The sequence below is a fragment of the Microbacterium sp. F51-2R genome (genome assembly GCF_052180235.1).
Classification (GTDB): Bacteria; Actinomycetota; Actinomycetes; order Actinomycetales; family Microbacteriaceae; genus Microbacterium.
In genome coordinates, this window is record NZ_CP197470.1 from 2,745,673 (window position 1) to 2,766,913 (window position 21,241).

The window sequence follows — 21,241 nt, forward strand, 5'->3', positions numbered from 1 at the left end:
CAACGCGGGCTTCACGATCGCCCTCGGTGAGACCGGGCCTGCCGGCTCGCCGTACTTCGGTCGCGTCGAGGCCGGCGGCTGGTACCTGCAGGCCTACGCGTCGCTGCACTTCTTCATCGCCGACCTCAGCGGCGAGATCTTCCTCAACTCCGACGGCAACTTCCGCCTCGTCCTCTCGGGCCGTATGCAGCTCGGCGGCGACTTCATGGGCATCCGCGGCAGCTTCTCGCTCGAGGTCTCGTTCCTCTCGCACGAGCTCGACGGCATCCGCTGGTACACGCTCTTCATCGGCGGCTCCGCGAGTGTCGAGGTGTACTTCGACTTCAAGATCTTCGAGATCAGCCTGGGTGTGGGGCTCGACCTGTCGGTCTCGGCGGACTCCCGCACTGCCGACTCGAACGGCAACGTGCCGCTGCGCTTCCGCATCACGGTGCGGTTCAAGATCCTCGGCTCGTGGTACTCGCGCAGCGACACCTTCACGATCGGCAGTGTGACGTTCCCCGTCGTCCCGTATCTCGCGAGCAACAACGAGAACGCGTACAAGAACGAGCAGGCCTACCGCAACCTCCACGAGTGGAGGGCCTCCGACACCGACCTGTACCTCAACGTCGGCGCCGCTGCGCAGCGGGCCGCGCGCAACGTCTCGACCGGCGTGACGAACGAGTCCGTCTACATCGAGCAGATCGGCGGCCTCGATGCCAACGGCCTCGCGACGATCAAGATCACGGCGTTCGGCTACTCGCGCACCTACGCCCACGTCGCCCGGGTGTACGCCGACTTCGGCGACGGCATCGACAACGTCACGATCGACCCGAACGTCCAGATCCCGGTGACCTTCGACATGGGCTCGGGCAACGACACGGCGCTGGTCCAGGGCTCCGGCTCCGGCACCGTCGTGAGCGGTGGCGACAACGACGACACGATCACGATCGCGGGCTCCGGCAGCGCGACGGTCAACGGCGGCGCGGGCAACGACACGCTCCGCCACACCGGGTCGGGCACCGTGACCCTCAACGGCGACGGTGGCAACGACCAGCTCTTCGGCAACACGATCACCGACATCCTCAACGGCGGTGCGGGCAACGACGCGCTGACCGGCCTCGCCCAGCGCTACGACGGCGGCGCCGACGATGACATCATCACCGCGACCGCCGCGATGTTCACCTCGTCCGAGACCCAGGTCGTCATCGGCGGCACGGGCACCGACCGCCTCGTGCTGCTCCTCGGCGGCGGCGCCGACCAGCTCACGGTCGCCAACCCCTCCACCGGCATCCTGAGCCACACGCTCGGAGCCCTGACGAAGACGAGCTCCGGAATCGAGCAGCTCGTCATCGACTCCGGCGCCGGCGCCGACGAGATCACGCTCGACGACATCACGGGCAACGGCTCCGGCATCCAGACCGTCGAGATCGCCGTGGGCACCGGCAGCACCGACACCGTCTCGGTCCTCGGCTCGGCGACGGCGGCCGACACCTTCGCGATCTCGACCGACGGTGCGCGCACCAAGGTCGTCCGCTCCAGCGGAACGCCCTACAGCGTGTGGATCTCCGGCACGGTGCGGGTCGAAGGCGACGCCCTCATCGTCGACGGCCGCGGCGGCACCGACACGCTCAACGCCTCGACGCTCTCGGTCGACCGTCTCGCGCTGACGCTCAAGGGCGGGACGGATGCCGACATCCTCATCGGTTCGCCGTTCGACGACGTGCTCGACTCGGGCTCCGGTGACGATACCGTCACGGGCGGCCTCGGGAAGGACACCTTCATCGACGCCGGCGGCAATGACACCCTCGTGGAGTCGTTCGCGACCGGGGACTTCGGGCTCTACGGCAACCTCTTCGTCGTCGGACTCGTCGTGGGCACCGACTTCGGCGTCGGCTCGATCGCGGAGGACCTGAAGGGGATCTTCGAGATCGCACGCCTGACCTCGACGGGCACGGGCGCGACGACCATCCTCGTCGGCGACGCCGACGGCACTGTCTCGATCGCCGGCGCGGCCCGCGCGGCAGCCCCCTGGACGGGAACGGCCTACCTCGACGCCGGCGCCGGCGACGACCTCGTGCGCATCGAGCTGACGCGCTCGACCGGCATGGCCGTGCACGTCAAGGACTCGGCAGGGACGGACCGTCTCGAGGTGTGGGGCTCCACGGCCCCCGACGACCTGATCGTCGACACCGTCGCGTCGCCTCCCGCGGGCACCGGGGGAGGCCGCATCCGCCGCGTCTCGTTCGACGACACCGGCGCGATGAGCCTGCTCGGCACGATCACGCACTCGGGTGTCGAGCTCGTCGAGATCCGCACGCTGACCGGCGGCGACCGCATCGCGGTGCGTGCCATCCAGGTCGAGCACCGCATCTACACGGGCGAGCACACCGACCGCATCGCGGTCGGCTCCCAGGCCGCCGGCAGCGGCACGACGAGCACCACGTGGATGAACACGGGCGGCAACGTCAACGCCATCAGCGCGGCCCTCATCGTCGTCGGCGGCTCGGGCCCCGGGGCGCTCACGGGCGCCGACCTCCTGTCGGTCGACGACACCGGCGACACCGCCGCCAACACCGGCGAGCTGACGTCGGATCGGATCACGGGCCTCGGCATGTCGGTCGGCATCACGTACACCGGCTTCGAGCAGCTGACGATCGACCTCGGTTCGGGCGGCGACACCTTCACGATCCACTCGACGCACACCGGCACGACCGCGCTCACGACGAACAACGGCGCCGACACCGTCATCGTCCGCACCGTCTCGGGCGCGACGACGATCGACACCGGTGCGGCGGCAGACACCGTGCGCGTGAGCTCGACGCTCACGGGTATCGGCGGCGTCCTCGCCGGCATCGCCGCCCCGGTCACGATCACGGGCGGGTCGGGCATCGACACGCTCTTCCTCGACGACGCGGCGACGACGCTCGGCAGCATCGGCGTCGTCACGAGCGGGTCGGCGTCGGGTCTCGGCATGACAGGCGGCGCTCCCGTGCCGAGCCTCGTGCAGGTCGTCTCGGTGCTCGGCGCCGTCGACGGTCGCTTCACCCTCACGGTCGCGGGCTTCGGCACGACCGGACACCTCGCCTTCGACGCGACGGCCGCTCAGGTGCAGGCGGCGCTCGCGGCGCTCGTCGGCGCCGGCAACGTCGTCGTGACGAAGGCCGGCGGCCGCTGGACGATCGCGTGGGCGGGCGCCCTGGCCGGCGCGGCGGGACGCACGCGCACGATCGCGGCGGCCGGAGTCACGGCCTATCCGCTCACGGCGGAGGGTGCCGGCGCCGTCGTCCCGGCCGTCGCGCAGATGACCGACGGGCGCATCGACTACGCCGCCTTCGAGACGTTCGATCTGACCCTCGGGTCGGGCTCCGACGTCCTCAACGTCGACTCGACGCACACCGGCACGACGACCGTGCACGGCCGCAACGGAGACGACCGCATCTTCGTCGAGTCCGTCGCCGGCACGACGACGATCGAGGGCAACGCGGGCGACGACTGGCTGGTCGTCAACGCCGTGCCCGGCCCCGTGGGCGTCAACGCGATGGCCGGTCAGACCCTGAACCTCGACGGCGGCGCGAACAGCGACTACTTCCTCATCGAGCTCTTCGGGGTCGGCAACAGCCGCATCAACACGATCGACAGCGCCGACGGCGGCACGAACATCCTCGTCGTCAACGGCTCCGCGCAGGGTGACACCTTCCTCTTCCGTCGGAACGCCTCGCGCGCCCTGATCGCGCTCCTCTCGGCCGCCGACGCGAACGGCCGGTTCGCCGACGTCGAGAAGATCACCTACGGCCAGGAGATGACCGGCGGTGTCGTGGTCAACGGCCACGACGGCGACGACACCTTCGCCTTCGACGACACGGCATCCGTCGTCGTCGTCAACGGCGACTCGGGCAACGACCGCTTCCGCTTCGGCCAGCTCTACACGGCGTACGTCGCCGACTCCGAGTTCCCGGCCGGCAGCTTCTTCGCCTCGACGCGGGGTCTCCTCACCCGCGGCGTGTCGTTCACGGCATCCGTCTACGGCGGCACCGGCGACGACGTGTTCGAGGTGTTCCGCAACGTCGCGACGCTGAACCTATACGGCGACTCCGGCGATGACACCTTCATCGTCCGCTCGTTCGTGGGCGAGTCCGAGCTCACGGCGCTCAACGCCGGCGAGGGCCGCAACTTCATCCAGTACGCCGCCAACGCGCCGGTCAACATCGACGGCGGCGCGGGCTACGACCTCGTCGTGATCATCGGCACGGAGTTCAACGACACGTTCGTCATCACGGCGACGGGCATCTACGGCGCGGGCCGGGTCGTGCGCTACACCAACGTCGAGAAGATCGCGATCTACGGCATGGCCGGCGACGATGTCTTCCACGTCCTGTCGACCAACCCGAGCGTCGAGCTCTCGATCTACGGCGGCCTCGGCTCCGACCGCATCGAGGTCGGCAGCGCCGCACCGGCCGTGCAGGCCGACGACCTCCTCGGCCACACGGGTCTCGTACGGCACGAGGTGGAGAGCACGGTCGCCAACAGCCAGTGGGCCCTGCTGCGCGTCGACGGCATCGCGACCGAGATCATGGACGACGACGAGCCGACGCTCGTGGTCGCGCCCGTCGGCGGCCCGCTCGTGCTGCGTGAGGGCGGACCCGACGGCGCCGTCACCGTGCGCCTCGCGAAGGCCCCCCTGACGGCGGTCAAGGTCACCCTCACCGGTCCGGCCATCGACCCGACCTCGACGAGCCGCGCCCGCTCGATCCTGCTCTCGCTCGACGGTGTCACCTGGCAGACGTCGGTGACCCTCTCCTTCGCCGCCGGCGACACGGCTGAGCGCACGGTGCTCGTCCGCGCGACCGACGACCTCGCGGCCGAGGGCGAATGGTTCGCGCCGATCGACGCGATCGTGAGCGGCGGCGAGTACGACGGCACCGCGGCCGCGACGACCTTCGTCCGCATCCTCGACGACGACGCCCCCGAGGTGCCCGTCGTGCTGCCGGCAGGCGGAGTCGTCGTCATCGAGCCCGCCGGCGGCGCGGGCGGCACGATGTCGTCCTACGCCGTGCGCATCACGACGAAGCCGCTCGGCCCCGTGGAGGTGCTCGTCACGGCTCCGACGGGCCTGCAGGTCTCGGCGAACGGCACGAGCTGGTTCTCGGTCCTCACGCTCACCTTCACGGCTGCCGGCGAGCAGACGGTCTTCGTCCGCGCGATCGACGACACCGCCGTCGAGGGCCAGCACGTCCAGGCGATCACGGCCGTCGTCACCTCGGTCGACCGCCTGACGGGTTCCGTCGCCGGCGCGGGCGGCCTCGCGAACGAGTTCATCTTCTCCGGTATGACGGCCGAGGCCGGCTCGCTCAAGGGCCGCCTCATCCGCATCACGAGTGGTCCGGGCGCCGGTCAGGTGCGCCGCATCTGGAACAACACCGCCACGGCGATCGAGATCGAGGGCGAGTGGGATGTCGCGCCCGGCGTCGACGCGACGTTCGTCGTGACCGGCTACACAGCGCCTCTCACGACCGCCGCGCTCGTCGGAACCGTCACGGCCATCTCGGCCGACAACCGCACGGTCACCCTCAGCGGCGTGACGCTGCCGACGACCGCGGGCGGCCTGAGCGGCGCGATCCTCCGCATCGTCGACGCGAACGGCACGGCCACCTACCGGACGATCGCCTCGAACACGGCCGACACGATCACCGTCGTCGACCCGTGGGGTGCGGGAGCCTTCGTGCTCGGCACGACGCGCGTCTACGTCGCCGACATCCCCGGGGCCGTCGTCGACCGCGTGAACGTCCTCGTCCACGACGGCGACACCGCGGGCGTCGTCATCACGCCGACCGGCGGCGACATCCGCCTCGTCGAGGGCGCCACCGGCACGCAGTTCGGCTCCTCCGCCACCTACACCGTCCGCCTCACGATGGCCCCCGCGGCCGGCGAGACGGTCACGGTGCGCCTCGACGCGATCGCGTCGTTCACGCTCGACATGGGCGGCCCCGACTGCGGCCTGCCGAACGGATGCCACAACCGGCAGCTCGAGATCTGGAACGGCTCCTCGTGGGTCAGCCAGCTCGCCCTGACCTTCACGGCGGCCGACTGGTCGCTCGCCCGCACGGTCACGATCCGCGCGATCGACGACACCGTCATCGACGGCGGCGACGTTCAGGAGTTCGCCGACTCGTCCCGCCGCCTGCACCTCATCCAGGGACCGCTGTTCGTATCGGGCGGCGACGACCCGAACCCGCCGGTCGCCCTCGAGCTCGACGGCTACCTGCCGATCGTTTTGCCGGGGGAGTCCTCGGGCAACCCGCTCCCCGTCACGGCGAGCTCGGGCAGCGCCATCGAGCCCGCCCAGGTCGACACCCTCGTCGTGCACAACGAGGACAGCCCCGCGAACGACAGGGGCGTGCTGACGAGCGGCCGCATCACGGGGCTCGGCATGGCCGACGATTACAGCCTCGCCGGCCGCCCCGTCCTCGGCGGCATCCGGTACGCCGACTTCGAAGACCTCACGATCCTCCTCGGCTACGGCGACGACACCTTCACGATCCAGTCCACGCACGCCGGCACGACGACCCTCGACGCCGGCCCCGGCGATGACGCCGTCGTCGTGCTGACGATCGACGGGCACACCCGCATCGTCGGCGGTCCGACCAGCCCGACGGCGCCGCTCTACGGCAACACCGACGACGACGTCTTCACGATCGGCACGACGGCGGGCGTGCTCGACCTCCTCCGGGCGCTCCTCGTCCTCGAGGGCGGAGTGGGCCGCGACGTCGCGAACGTCAACGACTTCGGCGACGGGGCGGCCAACCTCGGCTGGCTCACTCAGGACTCGATCACGGGCCTCGGCATGACGCCGACCACGGCACTGGATGCCTCGGGCCGTCCGCTCGACCGTCTCTACTCGGTCACCCCGACCGGAGCGGCGTTCACCATCATGCTGTCGCAGCTCCGGGGCGGCATCGCATCCGGCATCGGCGCGGTCACCTTCGCCGCGGGCACCTCCGCTGAGGCGGTGCGCTTCGCGCTCCAGAAGCTCCTCTTCCCGACGACCCCCGGCGCCGACCCCGGCGTGTCCATGAGCTGCGGCACGGACGACACCACGAAGTGTGCCGCGAGCGTCTACGTCTGGCTCGTCGGCGGCACTTACTTCATCGGCTTCCGCGGCGAGGTCAACGAAGACCCCGCGATGTCGATCGCGATCCAGCTGACGGCGATCGGGGCTTCGGCGACGGATGCCGCGACCGACGCCGCGGCACGCGCCGGCATCCGCTACCACGGCCTCGAGACGCTCAACCTCTCGCTCGGCTCGGGCAGCGACGTCCTCAACATCCGCGGCACGCTCCCCGTCACGAACGTCTCCTTCGGCGCCGGCGACGACCGCGTCTACATCTCGTCGCGCGCCGATGTCGGGCTCGGTGACAAGCCGCAGTTCCTCGCGGGCGACCTCGACCGGATCCAGGGCACGCTCAACCTCGACCTCGGTGCCGGGCGCCACACGCTCCTTCTGAGCGACGAGGGCGCGACGGCGGGCGACTCCAACGTCCTCATCACCGACCTGCCGGCTCCCGCCCGGGTTCGGGACGCCGCGCTCGCCGCGAACGGCGAGATCTTCGTGGTCGGCCTCGCGCCGGCGGGCATCTCGTGGAAGGCCGCCGCGGACGGCACCTTCGCCGACGGCATCCGCATCTGGACGAGCGGCTTCGCCGACACGATCCGCATCGACGGCACGCACGTCCGCTCCGGCGTCCGCACGACGACGTGGCTCAACACCGGGCTCGGCAACGACAACGTCACGGTCGACCTGCAGGCCGCCGAAGACGACTTCTTCGTCCTCAACACGCAGGGCCCGAACGACAACGTCCTGAACCTCGGCACCGACCTCGACGACGGCGACGAGCCGCTCCTCGCCGACGTCGTGAGCTCGATCACCGTCACCCGCGGCGGCGTCACGACGACGATCGACCCGGCACGCTACGTCGTCTCGTCGCGCCTGGACACCGCGGGCCTGTTCGACTCGCTCCTGCCGGGCGACGTCGTCACCGTCGCCCTGCGCCTCACCTCGTGGGCGGTGCAGACCTCCGGCACCTACGACCTCGGTCCCGCAGGCGACGTCCTCGCCTACCGCGTATGGGTCAACGGCCGCCTCCTGAGCGCCGCCGAAGTGACCCGCAGCGGCAGCACGCTCTCGTTCGCGACTGCTCCGCAGCGCGACGGCACCGCGGCGCACGTCGTGGTCGAGGTGACGCGCTCCGCAGCCCGCACGTTCACGATGCCCGCGGCCGGCGCGATCCTCCCGGCCGGCGTCACCGACGACGACACGGTCAACGGCCAGACCTCGACCCTCCCGCTCGTGATCTTCGGCGGCATCGGCGCGGACACGCTCCACGGCGGCACCGGCGGCGACATCGTCTTCGGCGACCGCGGCCTCGTGCAGTGGGTCGACGCCACGGGAGTCGTGAGGGCTCAGTCCGGCAACGGCGGCATCGACGACTTCACCGACGGCGCGGTGCGCCCGCTCGGCCTCGTCACGACGGTCGACCCGACGATCGGCGGCAACGACGTCGTCACGACCGGAGTCGGCGCCGACATCGTGCTCGGCGGCGCGGGCGCCGACACGATCACGACGAACCGCGCCGAGACGGCGGGAGCTCCCGACAAGAGCGGCATCGTCTTCGGCGACCACGGGCTCATCGACTGGGTGATTCAGGATGCCGATGCCTCCGACATCGATCGCATCTGGTCGATCGACACGGCCTTCGGCGGCTCCGACTCGATCACGACGGGTACCGCCGACGACTTCATCGTCGGCGGGGTCGGCGCAGACATCATCTCGGCGTCGAACGGCCGCAACATCGTGCTCGGCGACCACGGCCGGTTCACGGCGACCGTCGGCGCAGCCACGCCGCTGTGGGGTGGCCTCGCCCTCCCGGCCGGACGCATCACGACGACCGATCCGACGATCGGCGGAGCCGACGTCATCACGACGGGCACGGGCATCGACCTCGTCCTCGGCGGCGCCGCAGGCGACGCGGTCGCCGCGGGCGACGGCGCCGACGTCGTCGTCGGCGACCACGGCTTCATCGACCTCGGCATGAAGTCCGGCGCGCTCTACGCCCTCACCATCACGGTCACCGACAACGCGATCGGCGGCGCCGACACGATCCGCGGCGAGGGCGGCCAGGACGTCCTCATCGGCGGCACCGGCATCGACCGCGTCGACGGCGGCAGCGAGCAGGACCTCGTCTTCGGCGACAACGTCTCGCTCGACCGCACCACGAGCTTCGGCATCCACACCAACCCGCGCTTGCGCGTCCTGATCGGAACGACGATCTACAGCGTCGCGCTCACGACCGCGGGCGACGCCCTCGTCACCGCGACGTGGCAGAACAACCCGGGCGGCATGACGGCCTGGACCGACTTCCGGATCACGATCCTCGACCACGACGCGGCCACCGCCGCCGACCGCTACGGCGACGACTACATCGCCGGCGGCGCGGGAGACGACACGATCTTCGGTCAGCTCGGCAACGACACGATCCAGGGCGACGGCTCGATCGACCTCACGGTCGGCGCCCGCCGCGACGCCAACGGCGACCTCGTGCTGAACGGGTCGGTCGAGGCCGCGACCGACGGCGACGACTACATCGAGGGCGGCGGCGGCTCGGATGTCGTCTTCGGCAACCTCGGCCGCGACGACATCATCGGCGGCAGCTCCTCGCTCTTCTCGCTCGACACGAAGCAGCGCCGCCCCGACACGGCCGACCTCCTCTTCGGCGGAGCGGGCACGAAAGCCGGGCGCAACGACGACACGGCGCTCCACGGCCGCGACTCCGACAACATCGTCGGCGACAACGGCGACATCCTCCGCCTCGTCGGCACAAACGGCGGCGCGGGGGGCCAGTACCTCGCCTTCACCTACGACAACTACGGCGAGGCCGTGAAGCTCCTGCCGCGTGCGGTGCGCCTGCTCGACTACACGCCGGGCGGCCCCGACCTCGTGCCGGGCTCGCTCACGGGCGACGTCTACGGCAACGACGAGCTGCACGGCGAGGCGGGCGACGACACGATCTACGGCGGCGCGGGCAACGACGTGATCTTCGGCGACGCCGGCGACGACGACCTCATCGGCGGCTGGGGACACGACTGGATCTCGGGGGGAACCGGCATCGACGGCATCCTCGGCGACGACGGCCGCATCTTCACCAGCCGCAACGGCCAGACCGAGGTGCTCAACGGCCTGACGACCGCGACGACCCAGATCGAGATCACGACCCCCGGTCGTGTGCAGGTCGCGGTGATCTTCCCGACGGGCAAGCTCACCAAGCGGGTCGACCTCACCCCGTTCGCCGTCGACGGCAACCCGCTGAACCCGCTCTACAACGCCAAGTACGCCAATGACATCCTCTTCGGCGGCTGGGACGGCGACTTCATCCACGGCGGATCGGGCGACGACGCCATCTCGGGAGCCGAGGCGCTGCCCGTCGCGTACGGCGTCGGCGGCATCCGCAGCGACTTCACACGTCCGTTCAACAACGGCACCCTGCTCGGATTCGACACGGTCACCGGCGAGTTCGCCCTGTACGACGAGTACAACCCGATGCGGAAGGTCCTCGTGAACGGCGGGGAGTGGATGCTGAACTTCGACCACACCGAGGGCCGCTTCGACTCCGTCGCCACGGCGACCCGCACCGACGGCGACGATGTGCTGTTCGGCGACCACGGCAACGACTGGATCGTGGGCGGCACGGGACGCGACACCGCATGGGGCGGATGGGGCAACGACCTCATGAACATGGACGACGTCCTCACGACGGCGGGCGGCGAGAACACCTCGCCCGACACCAACGTGTCGTACGAGGACCGCGCCGTCGGGGGCGCCGGTCTCGACGTCCTCATCGCCAACACGGGCGGCGACCGACTGATCGACTGGGTCGGCGAGTTCAACAGCTTCCTCGTGCCGTTCGCTCCGTTCGGCCTCGGCACGGTGAGCCGCCAGGTGCCCCCGGCGCTCTTCGACTTCCTCTACCAGCTCTCGGCTGCCCAGGGCGCCGACTTCACGATCGCGCAGCTGTCGGGCGACGCGTACATCCCGCGCAACGGCGAGCCGTTCGGCGAGATCGGACTCGTGACGCAGAAGGACTCCTACTGGCAGGACCAGACGGGCGGACCGCGCGACCCGCAGCCGGGCAACGTCCCCGGGGGCAAGCGCGACGTGCTGCGCTCGGCCACCTTCAGCTCGGGCACGGCCGAGGACTTCTTCGCCGACTCCGGCGTCTTCGCGGTCGACAACGGCACGCTCACGGTGACCGCATCGGGCACCGGCGGCGACGCGGTCTCGGTGTACTACGTCGACGAGTACCTGCCGATCTACTTCGAGATCAGCGCGCAGATCTTCCTCACCAAGCCGACGGGCGGCTGGAAGGCCAACGCCTACGTCATCTTCGACTACTTCTCGCCGACGGACTTCAAGTTCGCCGGCGTCGACCAGTCGACGAACAAGCTCGTGATGGGTCGTCGCACCTCGTCGGGCTGGCAGGTCGATGTGCAGGCCTCGGTGCAGGGAGGCGTCAAGTCCGACAAGTGGTACTCGATGCTCGTCGCGGTCAACGGCACGACCGTGACCGTCTCGTTCGACGGCACGAGCGCGTTCACCTACACCTTCGCCCCGCGCGTCATCGACGGCGTCACCGTCGGGCTCAACAAGGGCTTCGTCGGCGTCGGCTCGAACGGCGCCCGCGGCAAGTTCGACAACATCTCGGTGCAGATCGTGCCGCCGGCCATCACGCTCGACACGACCGACGAGTTCACCGGCCCCGGAATGGTGAGCGGCTCCACCGGCACGTGGGGCGCGGCATCCGGGGTCCTGACGGGCACCGCTCCCGCAGGCTCCTCCGCCATCGCCCTCGCGAACGTCGGCCAGGTGCTCTCGGCCAACTCCTGGCTCGAGCTCACCACGATCGTGACTCTGGGCGCCGGTGCGCGCGCGGGCATCGTCTACGACTACTACGGCGCCGGCGACTACAAGTTCATCGTCCTCGACCTCGCCGCGCAGACCGTCGTCTTCGGGCACGTCGCCGGCGGCCGCAGCACGGTCGACCAGACGGTCGCCAAGGCGCTCACGGCCGGCACGAAGTACACGCTCATGGTCACCGTCAAGGGCGCGTCGGTATCGCTGCAGATCAACGGAGCCTTCGTGCTCTCGCGGGCGTACAACACGGCTCTCGCCGACGGGAGGTTCGGCCTGATCGTTCCGGCGGGATCGGCGAAGTTCGACTCGCTGCGCGTGCGCACCGACGGCTACGTCCCGCCTGCAGGCGTGGCCACCGCCACGACGGTCCCGACGGGCACGACGACCACCACGACGGCTCCGACCACGACGACCACGACGGCTCCGACCACGACGGCGCCGACGACGACCACCACGACGACGACGACCGCTCCGACGGCACCGACGACCACGACGACTCCGACTCCAACCACGACCGCTCCGACGGCCCCCACGCCGGAGCCCGCCCCCGCGCCCGCGCCGTCGGGCAACGTCCCTCCGGGCCGCGCCAAGAAGTGACCGCGGCGGCGTCGCGGCATCCGTCGTCAGCGCGCCGCGATGAGCACCTGCGGTGCCGCGTGCTTCATGCGCGTGCTGAGCCAGCGCAGCTGCACCGAGGTCTCCTTGTCGCACTCGGCCACGACCGCGAGCAGCTCCCGGTCGCGCAGCGCCTGACCCGCCTGCTTGATCATCGTCCACGTGATGTCGGTGAGGCTCGCGAGCAGGTAGAGGTCCTGGAGGTCACGGAGCATCCCGAGCGGACCCGACCGCGCCTTCGCGACCCCCGCGACGTGCAGCCGCTCCGGCTCGTCGTCGTCCGGCGCCTCGCCGTACCGATCGAGGATCGGCTGCAGGCGCGCGCAGTGGTCGTCGCTCTGGTCGGCGAGGGAGAGGCAGAGGAAGTGGATGTCGGGCTCGTCGCCGTGCGCCTCCGCGACGACGCGGAAGAAGTCAGCGTGTGCTCCGCTTCCTTGAGCAGCGACAGATAGACCGGCAGTTTCATCGCGCACCCTCCCACCGCTCGACCCGCACGGCCGCGCTCTTGAAGACGGGCTGCTTCGAGACGGGATCCCATTCCGTGGTCGTCAGTTCGTTTGCGGCGGTCGGATGCCGCGTCTCGGCGCCCTCCCCTTCCCCTCGAGCGGGGAGGCCCTTGACGAAACCCCCTCCGCGGGCTTGTCCCCCCGGGCCCTGCCCCCGCCCCCTGCGCCCGCCCGCGCCCCGCCCGCCCCCTGCGCCCGCCCGTGCCCCGCCCGCCCCGGCCCCGCCCGGTGCCCCAGACCGTGAGCCTCCATCTGAGCGCCGACACCGCGGGTGCTACCCACGCTCTCGGCGCTCAGGTGGAGGCTCACGGGTGACGCCCGGAGACGGTCGGCGCTAGAGGCGCTGGACCCCGACCACGATCACGAGCGCGCCGACGAGCAGCAGAATGATGCTCGTCAGCACCTCGCCGTGGCTCAGCAGCCACTCCCGCGCCGCGACGAGGCGGGGCTCGACCTCCTTGCGCGCGAAGACCGAGGCGAGGATCGGGATGGCGACGGTCGATGCGCCGATGAGCGTGTAGATCGCGAGCCCCAGGGCGACTTCGGCCCCCGACGACGCGTCGGCCCGCAGGGCGAGGCCGGCCGCGATGGCGAGCAGCAGACCCTTCGGGCGGATGTTGAGGAGCAGGCCGAAGCCGAAAGACGGCCACGGACCGAGCTTCTCGATCGACGTCATCCACTTGGGGATCGTCTGCTGCGACCGTCTGCGCGAACGGAGGATCGTCCAGACCCCGAGGAGGATGAGGGCGGCGCCGACGGCGATCTCGAGCCATCCGATCGTCCGCTCGGCGCGCCGCGGAATGCGTGAATCCGGCAGGAACTGCGCGAGGGCGGTCATCAAGAGCGCGACGCCGAAGATCCCGCCGATCCAGCCGATGAGGAAGGGGACGGCTGAGCGCGAGCCGAAGGGGGACAGGAGGATCACGAGCGCCGCGAGGATCGGCACGGTGCTGAAGGCCAGGGCGATCGCGATCGGGACGATGTGCAGGAGCAATGTGTGCATGCGATCCCCGCTCGGCCACCGTCGCCGATCGGCGAGTCCGACGCGGCGTCGCCTCACCTTATTGGATGGGCTCGCGGCCGATTCCGCCCCACCCTCCGCGGTGGGCGAGGCCCGGCGCCGCCGCGCAGCGCGGTCGTGTCGCTCAGTGAACACGGTTTGCCGGGCGGCGACCCACCGGCTAACCTTTGGAAGGTAAGGCTACCCTCACCCGCCCTGGGTGATCGTGGCCGGTGCGCGATGGGGCGCACGTTCATCCGTCGCTCGAATCTGGACAGACACGTGCTTGCAACCTTCTTGATCGGCCTTCGCGAAGGCCTCGAAGCCGCGCTCGTCGTCGGCATCCTCGTCGCCTACCTGACCCGTCTCGGGCGCCGCGACGTGCTGCCCCGACTGTGGGTCGGTGTCGGCCTGGCCGTCGCACTCGCCCTCGCGATCGGCGCGCTCCTCACCTTCGGCACGTACGCGCTGACCTTCCAGGCACAGGAGCTCATCGGAGGCATCCTTTCGCTCGTCGCCGTCGCGATGGTGACGTGGATGATCTTCTGGATGCAGCGCACGGCGCGCACCATGAAGAAGTCGCTCGAGGGCGGCGTCGACCGCGCGCTCGCGACGGGCGGCCTGTGGGCGGTCGTCGTGATCGGCTTCGTGTCGGTCGCGCGAGAGGGCGTCGAGACGACGCTCCTCCTCTGGTCGATGGTCCAGTCGTTCGGTGACGCGCCCCAGGCGCTCTTCGGCGCTCTCCTCGGCCTCGGCGTCGCCGTGCTCCTCGGCTGGCTCCTCGCGCGGGGAGCCCTGCGCCTCAACCTCCGCGTGTTCTTCACGTGGACGGGCGCCTTCCTCATCATCGTGGCGGCCGGCGTGCTCGCATACGCCATCCACGACCTGCAGGAGGCGGGGGCCCTCCCCGGCCCGTTCACCGCAGCCGCCCCGATCGTCCCCACCACGGGCGAGGTCGCCGTCGGTCTCGCGGGCTTCCCGTTCGGCTGGGCCTTCGACGTCACGGCGGTCATCCCGCCCGGAAGCGCGCTCGCGACAGTCCTGCAGGCGACGGTCGGCTTCATGCCGCAGATGACGTGGCTGCAGGTCATCGCCTGGACGCTCTACATCCTCATCGTCGGCGGCATCTGGCTCCGGGGGCTGCGTCAGGGCGCGCCGCGCCCCGCACGCGAGGCCGTCACGCCCGCACACACCCCTGCGGCCAGCGCGCACTCCACCGCCGCGCGTTCCAGCGCCGCGCGTTCCAGCGCCACGCACCCCACGGCCGGGCGCTCCACCACCGCGCAGCCCTCCACGCAGGGAGCGGCATGATCTCGCCCCGCCTCGTCGGCGCGCTCGCCCTGGTCGCCGCCGGTTCGGTTCTGCTGGCCGGATGCGTCGCCAAGACGGATGCCGCGGCATCCGCCACCATCGCCGTCACCTCCACCGCCGACGCCTGCGACGTCTCCGCGTCGACCGCGAAGAGCGGCACCCTCGCGTTCGAGGTGACCAACGCCGGAAGCGACGTGACGGAGTTCTACCTCCTCGCGAAGGACGGCCTGCGCATCGTCGGCGAGGCCGAGAACATCGCGCCGGGCGCCTCCCGCACCCTCACCGTCGTGGCCCAGCCGGGCGACTACTACACGGTGTGCAAGCCCGGCATGACCGGCGACGGCGTCGGACGCGCGGCCTTCACCGTGACGGGCGACCGCGTCGCCGTCGAGGGGGAGGGCGCGGGCCAGCACAAGGACGCGATCGACGGCTATGCCGAGTTCGTCGAAGAGCAGGTCGGGCAACTCGTCCCCGCGGTGCAGGCCCTCGTCGTCGCGTACAAGGCCGGAGACGACGACGCCGCGCGCACGCAGTTCCCGCAGGTGCGCGCCTACTACGAGCGCATCGAACCGATCGCCGAGGCACTCGGCGACCTCGACCCGCGCCTCGACTACCGCGAGGTCGACGCGGTCGCGGAGGGCATCGCCTGGACGGGCTTCCACCGCATCGAGAAGGATCTCTGGGTGCCGGCGCAGGACGCCCTCAACGCCGACGGCGAGACGCCCGCGTGGCAGGACTGGGCCCCGTCGACGCCTGCGCAGCGCGCCGAGTACGGCGACCAGCTCGTCGCCGATGTGCAGGAGCTCCACGACTACGTGAACTCGGCCGACTTCGCCTCGACGCTCGAAGACCAGGGCGTCGCGGGCCTGTCCAACGGCGCGATCGCGCTGCTCGACGAGGTCGCGACGGGAAAGATCACCGGCGAAGAGGACTGGTGGTCGGGCACCGACCTCTCGGACTTCGCCGCGAACGTCGAGGGCTCGAAGACGGCGTTCTCGCTCGTGGAAGACCTCGCGACGGCGAAGGGCGACGACGGCTCGGCCCTCGTGACGCAGATCGACGCCGCCTACGCCGACCTCGAGGCCGCGCTCGCCGCTCACGGCAGCCTCGCAGCGGGCTTCGTCGACTACCGCACGGTCTCGGATCAAGAGCGCCGCGCGCTCGCCGACCTCCTCAACGCCCTCGCCGAGCCGTTGTCGCAGCTCACCGCGACCGTCCTCGACTGACATGACGTACGACCCCTCGGCCGGCGCACCGGCCGGCCCGTCGCCTGCGACGCCTCCGACGGCGTCGGGGGAGCCGGCGGCGTCCGCTGAGTCGGGCCAGTCGGCGGCACCCGCGGCGTCCCCGGCATCCGCTGAGTCGGCGTCACCCGCGGCGTCCCCGGCATCCGCTGAGTCGGCTTCGCCGGGTCCCGGGCTCTCCCGTCGCGGCCTCCTCGGCCTCGCGCTCGGCGCCGGCGCGGCGGGTCTCGCCGTCGGAGCGGCGGGCGGTGCCGCGGCGGCCTCGGCTGTCGCGCGGACGGAGCAGACGGATGCCGCGGCATCCGTCTACGAATTCTCCGGCGCTCATCAGGCCGGCATCACGACTCCCGTGCAGGACCACCTCCATTTCGCGTCGTTCGACATGATGGCCGGCACCGGCCGCGACGACCTCGTGTCGCTGCTTCAGGACTGGAGCTACGCGGCCGCCCGCATGACGCGCGGGCTCGACGTGAGCGAGTCGGGCGCCGTCGGCGGATCACCCGAGGCCCCGCCCGACGACACCGGCGAGGCGCTGGGGCTGCCGGCGAGCGGCCTGACGATCACCTTCGGCTTCGGCCCCACGCTGTTCGAGGCCGACGGGGTCGACCGCTACGGCATCGCGGCGCAGCGTCCCGCGTCGCTCGAGCGGCTCCCCGCCTTCCTCGGCGAAGACCTCGACCCGGCGCGGTCCGGAGGCGACCTGTGCATCCAGGCGTGCGCCGACGATCCGCAGGTCGCCGTGCACGCCGTGCGCAACCTCAGCCGCATTGCGTTCGGCCGCGCGCGGCTGCGGTGGTCGCAGCTCGGCTTCGGGCGCACCTCTCGCACGACGACGGCGCAGGCGACGCCGCGCAACCTCTTCGGCTTCAAGGACGGCACCGCCAACATCCTCGCGAGCGACACGGCCGCGCTCGACGAGCACGTGTGGGTCGCGGCATCCGATGAACCGGCGTGGATGGCCGGCGGCTCGTACCTCGTCGCCCGCAAGATCGCGATGCTCATCGAGACGTGGGATCGCGTGCGGCTCTCGGAGCAGAACGCCATCATCGGGCGCGACAAGGCGAAGGGCGCACCGCTGTCGGGCGGCGACGAGTTCAGTGAGCCCGACTTCCGGGCGACGGATGCCTCGGGCGCGGCGAGCATCGACGCGCGCAGCCATGTGCGCCTCGCGCACCCGTCGCTCAACGGCGGGACGCGGATCCTCCGCCGCGGCTACAACTACGTCGACGGCAACAACGACCTCGGGCGCCTCGACGCCGGCCTCTTCTTCCTGTCGTACCAGCGGCGGCCGGAGCAGTTCATCACCCTCCAGAAGGCCCTGTCGACCGACCGCATGGCGGAGTACATCACGCACGTCGGGTCGGGCCTCTGGGCCGTCCCCGGCGGGATCGCGGCCGGCTCGTTCGTCGGTTCGGCCCTCTTCGGCTGAGCCCCGCGCGCCGGTGCGCGGGTGTGCGGCGCGGGGCGCGCGCCGGTGCGCGGCGCTCGGCTGTGCTCTCCTGGTGCGCGAGTTGCCAGTTGTTGTGGCATCTCGGCGTCGAGTTGCGCGTAGATGTGGCAATTGGTGACGGATGCCGCGGCATCCGTCCGTCCGTCGGAGCACCCCAGCCTCGGCATCCGCCCGTCGGGCCACCCCTCGGAGCACCCGGCCTCGGCTTCCGTCCGCCCCCCCCTGCCTCGAGTTGCCAGTTGTTGTGGCATCTCGGCGTCGAGTTGCGCGTAGATGTGGCAATTGGTGACGGATGCCGCGGCATCCGTCCGTCCGTCGCGAGACAGATGCCTCGGCATCCGCCAGCCGCCTGCCCCGAGTTGCCAGTTGTTGTGGCATCTCGGCGTCGAGTTGCGCGTAGATGTGGCATCTCGGCGCTCGGGCTCGGTCCGGGAGCTCGGACGCGCCGCCCTCGACCACGCCCGCCCTCGACCACGCCCCCGTCCTCGACCACGCCCGCCCTCGACCACGCCCCCGTCCTCGACCATGCCCGCCCTCGACCATGCCCGCCCTCGACCATGCCCGCCCTCGACCACGCCCGCGCCCTCGACCACGCCCGCGCCCTCCACCACAGACGGATCCTCGACCGACCCGGCCCTTGACCGCGCCCGGCCACTCCGGTTGCATCGGTCCTGGGCGGCTCTCGGGCCGAGGGGGCTCAGAGAGAGGGCATGCCATGACCGGATTCCTGCCGCGACCGCGCGCCGACGCGACCGACCCGGCCTTCCTTCCAGACGAGCGTTACGCGCCGCGCCCTTTCGTGCCGCCCGCCGGGACGCGCACCGCGCTTCCGCTCGCGATCGAGAGCATCGACACGGCCGACATGTTCGGTGCCGTCTCGACACCGGCGAGCGACCTCGTCGCGAACGGCCGCGCCGCGCGGTTCCTCATCGACCGGCGGCAGGTCCAGGCCCCCGTCGTGCGTTTCGTCAACGGCAACTTCACGCGCGACGGCCGCGTGCCGGTCTCGGCGCAGTCGCACTACTACTTCGGCGTCGAGACCTTCGGCGTTCCGGAGTCGCTCGACGACTTCAACGCGGCGACCTACTTCACCGACGACAAGCGCTACATCGCGGGGACCCTCCGCAGCTACGCGCTGGACGAGGCATCCGCTCTCATCTATGCCGTGCAGTTCTATCCGCAGGACGTCATCCGCGAAGAAGCCGTCGTCGAAGCCGTGCGTCTCGTGAAAGACCGCGTGCGCATCGCGGGCGCGCGGTTCGCCTTCGTCTCGACCGGCGCGCAGCAGACGACCGCGGATGTCGCGGATCGACTCGCCGACCTCGCCGTCGATGTGCTCCCGATCGACCGCATTCTCGGCGGCATCCGGTACGTGCCGCTCAACACCGGCGAGGCGTGGGGGCACCTGCGGATCTTCCCCGTCGACGGCGACGATCTCGCCGCGAGCGACATCCCGGTGTTCGACGAGCTGCCCCTCGACCTCTCGGTCGTCGCCGGCGTGCTGACGCGTGCCGTGCAAGACACCAACTCCCACGTCAATCTCAAGTCGAAGGAGCGCGGCACGCCGAACGCCGTACTGCGCGACGCGGGCCCGCAGCATCCGCGGCTCGCGCCCTTCGCCGACCAACCCGTGCACCTCGTGGTCGGCAAAGACGACTTCGTCATCGAGCCGACGACCGACGAGGTCGTGGCGGCGAAGCTCGCCGAGCGCATGCAGCGCCCGCTCCTCCGGCTGGAGTGGGAGCCGGAGGAGGCGCTCCGCTCCTATGACGAGATCGCCGCCGGCACGCCCCGGCAGACCCGCGCGCACGCCGCCCGCTACGGTTCGAAGGCCGCGAACCTCGGCTTCCTCGCGCATCGGGCGGTGCTCGGCCGCGTGGGCCAGCCGGGCACGCCGAGCGCGACCTGCGGCTACGACCTCGTGCCGCACGGGTTCGCCGTGCCTCTGCAGGCTTACCGCGACTTCATCGAGCATCCGCCGAACTCCGACGTGCGGGCGCTGATCGACACCTTCGTTGCCGACGAGCAGGCGGGCCGTCTCTCGCCCAAGGACCGTGCGCGGCGCACGGCCGACATCCGCGACGGCATCATGGCGGCCTCGTTCCCGCCGGGCGCGCTCGAAGCCGTGCGCGCGAAGCTCGACGCCGTGCTGCCGGGCGTCAAGAAGGTCAAGGTGCGCTCGAGCGCCAACGCCGAGGACGTGCCCGACTTCGACGGCGCGGGCCTGCACGACAGCTACTCGGCCGACACGACCAAGCCCGACCGTCCCATCGGCCCGTGCAGGGTCGAGATCGACGATGGCGGCGACGGCGGCGGCGACGGCGGCGGTGCCGTGAAGCAGAAGGTCAAGCCGAAGTCGGTCGGCTGCGCGATCAAGGGCGTGTACGCGAGCCTGTGGAACAAGCGCGCCGTCGAGGAGCGCTCGTTCGCCCGCATCGACCAGACGACGATCGCGATGGGCCTCGCGATCGTGCCCGCCTACGACACGGAATCGGATGTCGCGGCCAACGCCGTCGTCGTCACCCGCGTGCTCAATACGCAGGACGTCTACGGCTATTCGCTGTCGGTGCAGCAGGGCAACAACCTCGTGACGAACCCCGACGCGGGGACGTGGTCGGAGGTCACGATCGCGGGCTTCTACTCCGACGCCGAGCCGATCAGCCTGACCGTCACGCGGTTCGCGAAGCCCGCTCGCGACGCTCCGGAGAGGACGGATGCCGTCCTCCCCCGAGCCCGGATGCTCGAGATCGTCGACATCGCCAAGCGCGTCGAGCGCGCGTACTGCGCCGCGACGCCCGGCTACTACGACGAGTGCTCCATCGTCGCGGGCGCGAACGACAAGGAGGCCTCCCTCGACCTCGAGCTCAAGATCCTCGAGAACGCCCGGCTCGTGTGCAAGCAGGTCCGGGAGTTCGGCGGCCGCTGAGCCCGGCATGGGTTCGGCGGGCCGCGGCGCGGCGCGGCCGGGGTGGCGGTTCGGCGCGTGCCTGGCCGTGCTCCGCGACGCCGAGTTGCCAGTTGATGTGGCAATTCGGCGTCGAGTTGCGCGAACGAGTTGCAACTGGGTGACGGATGCCGCGGCATCCGTCCGCCATGTCAGATCTCTGGAGGAGGCCGACGTGTGGCGAGTCAGCGCCGGAATGCGTTCACAACTCCGGAGAAACCGGTGGC

7 protein-coding genes (1 of these 7 cut by a window edge) are annotated in these 21,241 nt (G+C 70.9%); 5 read left to right on the plus strand and 2 right to left on the minus strand.

The window, feature by feature from the left end; all coding sequences use genetic code 11:
• Positions 1–12,541 carry the 3' portion of an FG-GAP-like repeat-containing protein gene (locus ACSBPH_RS12125; RefSeq protein WP_442574585.1) on the plus strand. Its footprint begins 26,021 nt before the window's first position, so only the last 12,541 of its 38,562 coding nucleotides appear in the window; the start codon falls outside the window, past its left edge; its stop codon occupies positions 12,539–12,541.
• Positions 12,542–12,567: 26 nt separating this feature from the next.
• Here ACSBPH_RS12125 and ACSBPH_RS12130 read toward each other — a convergent pair whose 3' ends face one another.
• Both ACSBPH_RS12130 and ACSBPH_RS12135 read right to left on the minus strand, forming a co-directional pair.
• Complete coding sequence (locus tag ACSBPH_RS12130; protein WP_442574586.1) at positions 12,568–13,032, minus strand: hypothetical protein; 465 nt, start codon at positions 13,030–13,032, stop codon at positions 12,568–12,570.
• Between the two features lie 367 nt (positions 13,033–13,399).
• Positions 13,400–14,068 carry a GAP family protein gene (locus tag ACSBPH_RS12135; RefSeq protein ID WP_442574587.1) on the minus strand — a complete coding sequence of 223 codons (669 nt, stop codon included), beginning with the start codon at positions 14,066–14,068 and terminating at the stop codon, positions 13,400–13,402.
• Positions 14,069–14,347: 279 nt separating this feature from the next.
• Between ACSBPH_RS12135 and efeU the strand changes: the two genes are divergently transcribed.
• The 4 genes from efeU (at position 14,348) to ACSBPH_RS12155 (ending at position 20,996) form a co-directional block, all read left to right on the plus strand.
• A complete protein-coding gene (gene efeU, locus ACSBPH_RS12140) occupies positions 14,348–15,376 on the plus strand; it encodes an iron uptake transporter permease EfeU (protein WP_442574588.1) in 1,029 nt (342 codons plus the stop codon).
• Positions 15,373–16,602, plus strand: coding sequence for an iron uptake system protein EfeO (efeO, locus tag ACSBPH_RS12145; protein ID WP_442574589.1), 1,230 nt, complete (start codon positions 15,373–15,375; stop codon positions 16,600–16,602). Before efeU ends, efeO begins: the two co-directional genes overlap by 4 nt.
• A gap of 1 nt (position 16,603) precedes the next feature.
• Positions 16,604–18,049 (plus strand): iron uptake transporter deferrochelatase/peroxidase subunit, encoded by a 1,446-nt coding sequence (efeB, locus tag ACSBPH_RS12150; protein WP_442574590.1) that lies wholly within the window; start codon positions 16,604–16,606, stop codon positions 18,047–18,049.
• Between the two features lie 736 nt (positions 18,050–18,785).
• Complete coding sequence (locus tag ACSBPH_RS12155) at positions 18,786–20,996, plus strand: PEP/pyruvate-binding domain-containing protein (RefSeq protein WP_442574591.1); 2,211 nt, start codon at positions 18,786–18,788, stop codon at positions 20,994–20,996.
• The last annotated feature ends 245 nt before the right edge of the window (positions 20,997–21,241 follow it).

Excerpts from the sequence above, each read along its gene's own strand:
- efeB (WP_442574590.1), top strand. The coding sequence starts at position 16,604 with ATGACGTACGACCCCTCGGCCGGCGCACCGGCCGGCCCGTCGCCTGCG.
- ACSBPH_RS12135 (WP_442574587.1), bottom strand. The coding sequence starts at position 14,068 with ATGCACACATTGCTCCTGCACATCGTCCCGATCGCGATCGCCCTGGCC.
- ACSBPH_RS12155 (WP_442574591.1), top strand. The coding sequence starts at position 18,786 with ATGACCGGATTCCTGCCGCGACCGCGCGCCGACGCGACCGACCCGGCC.
- efeO (WP_442574589.1), top strand. The coding sequence starts at position 15,373 with ATGATCTCGCCCCGCCTCGTCGGCGCGCTCGCCCTGGTCGCCGCCGGT.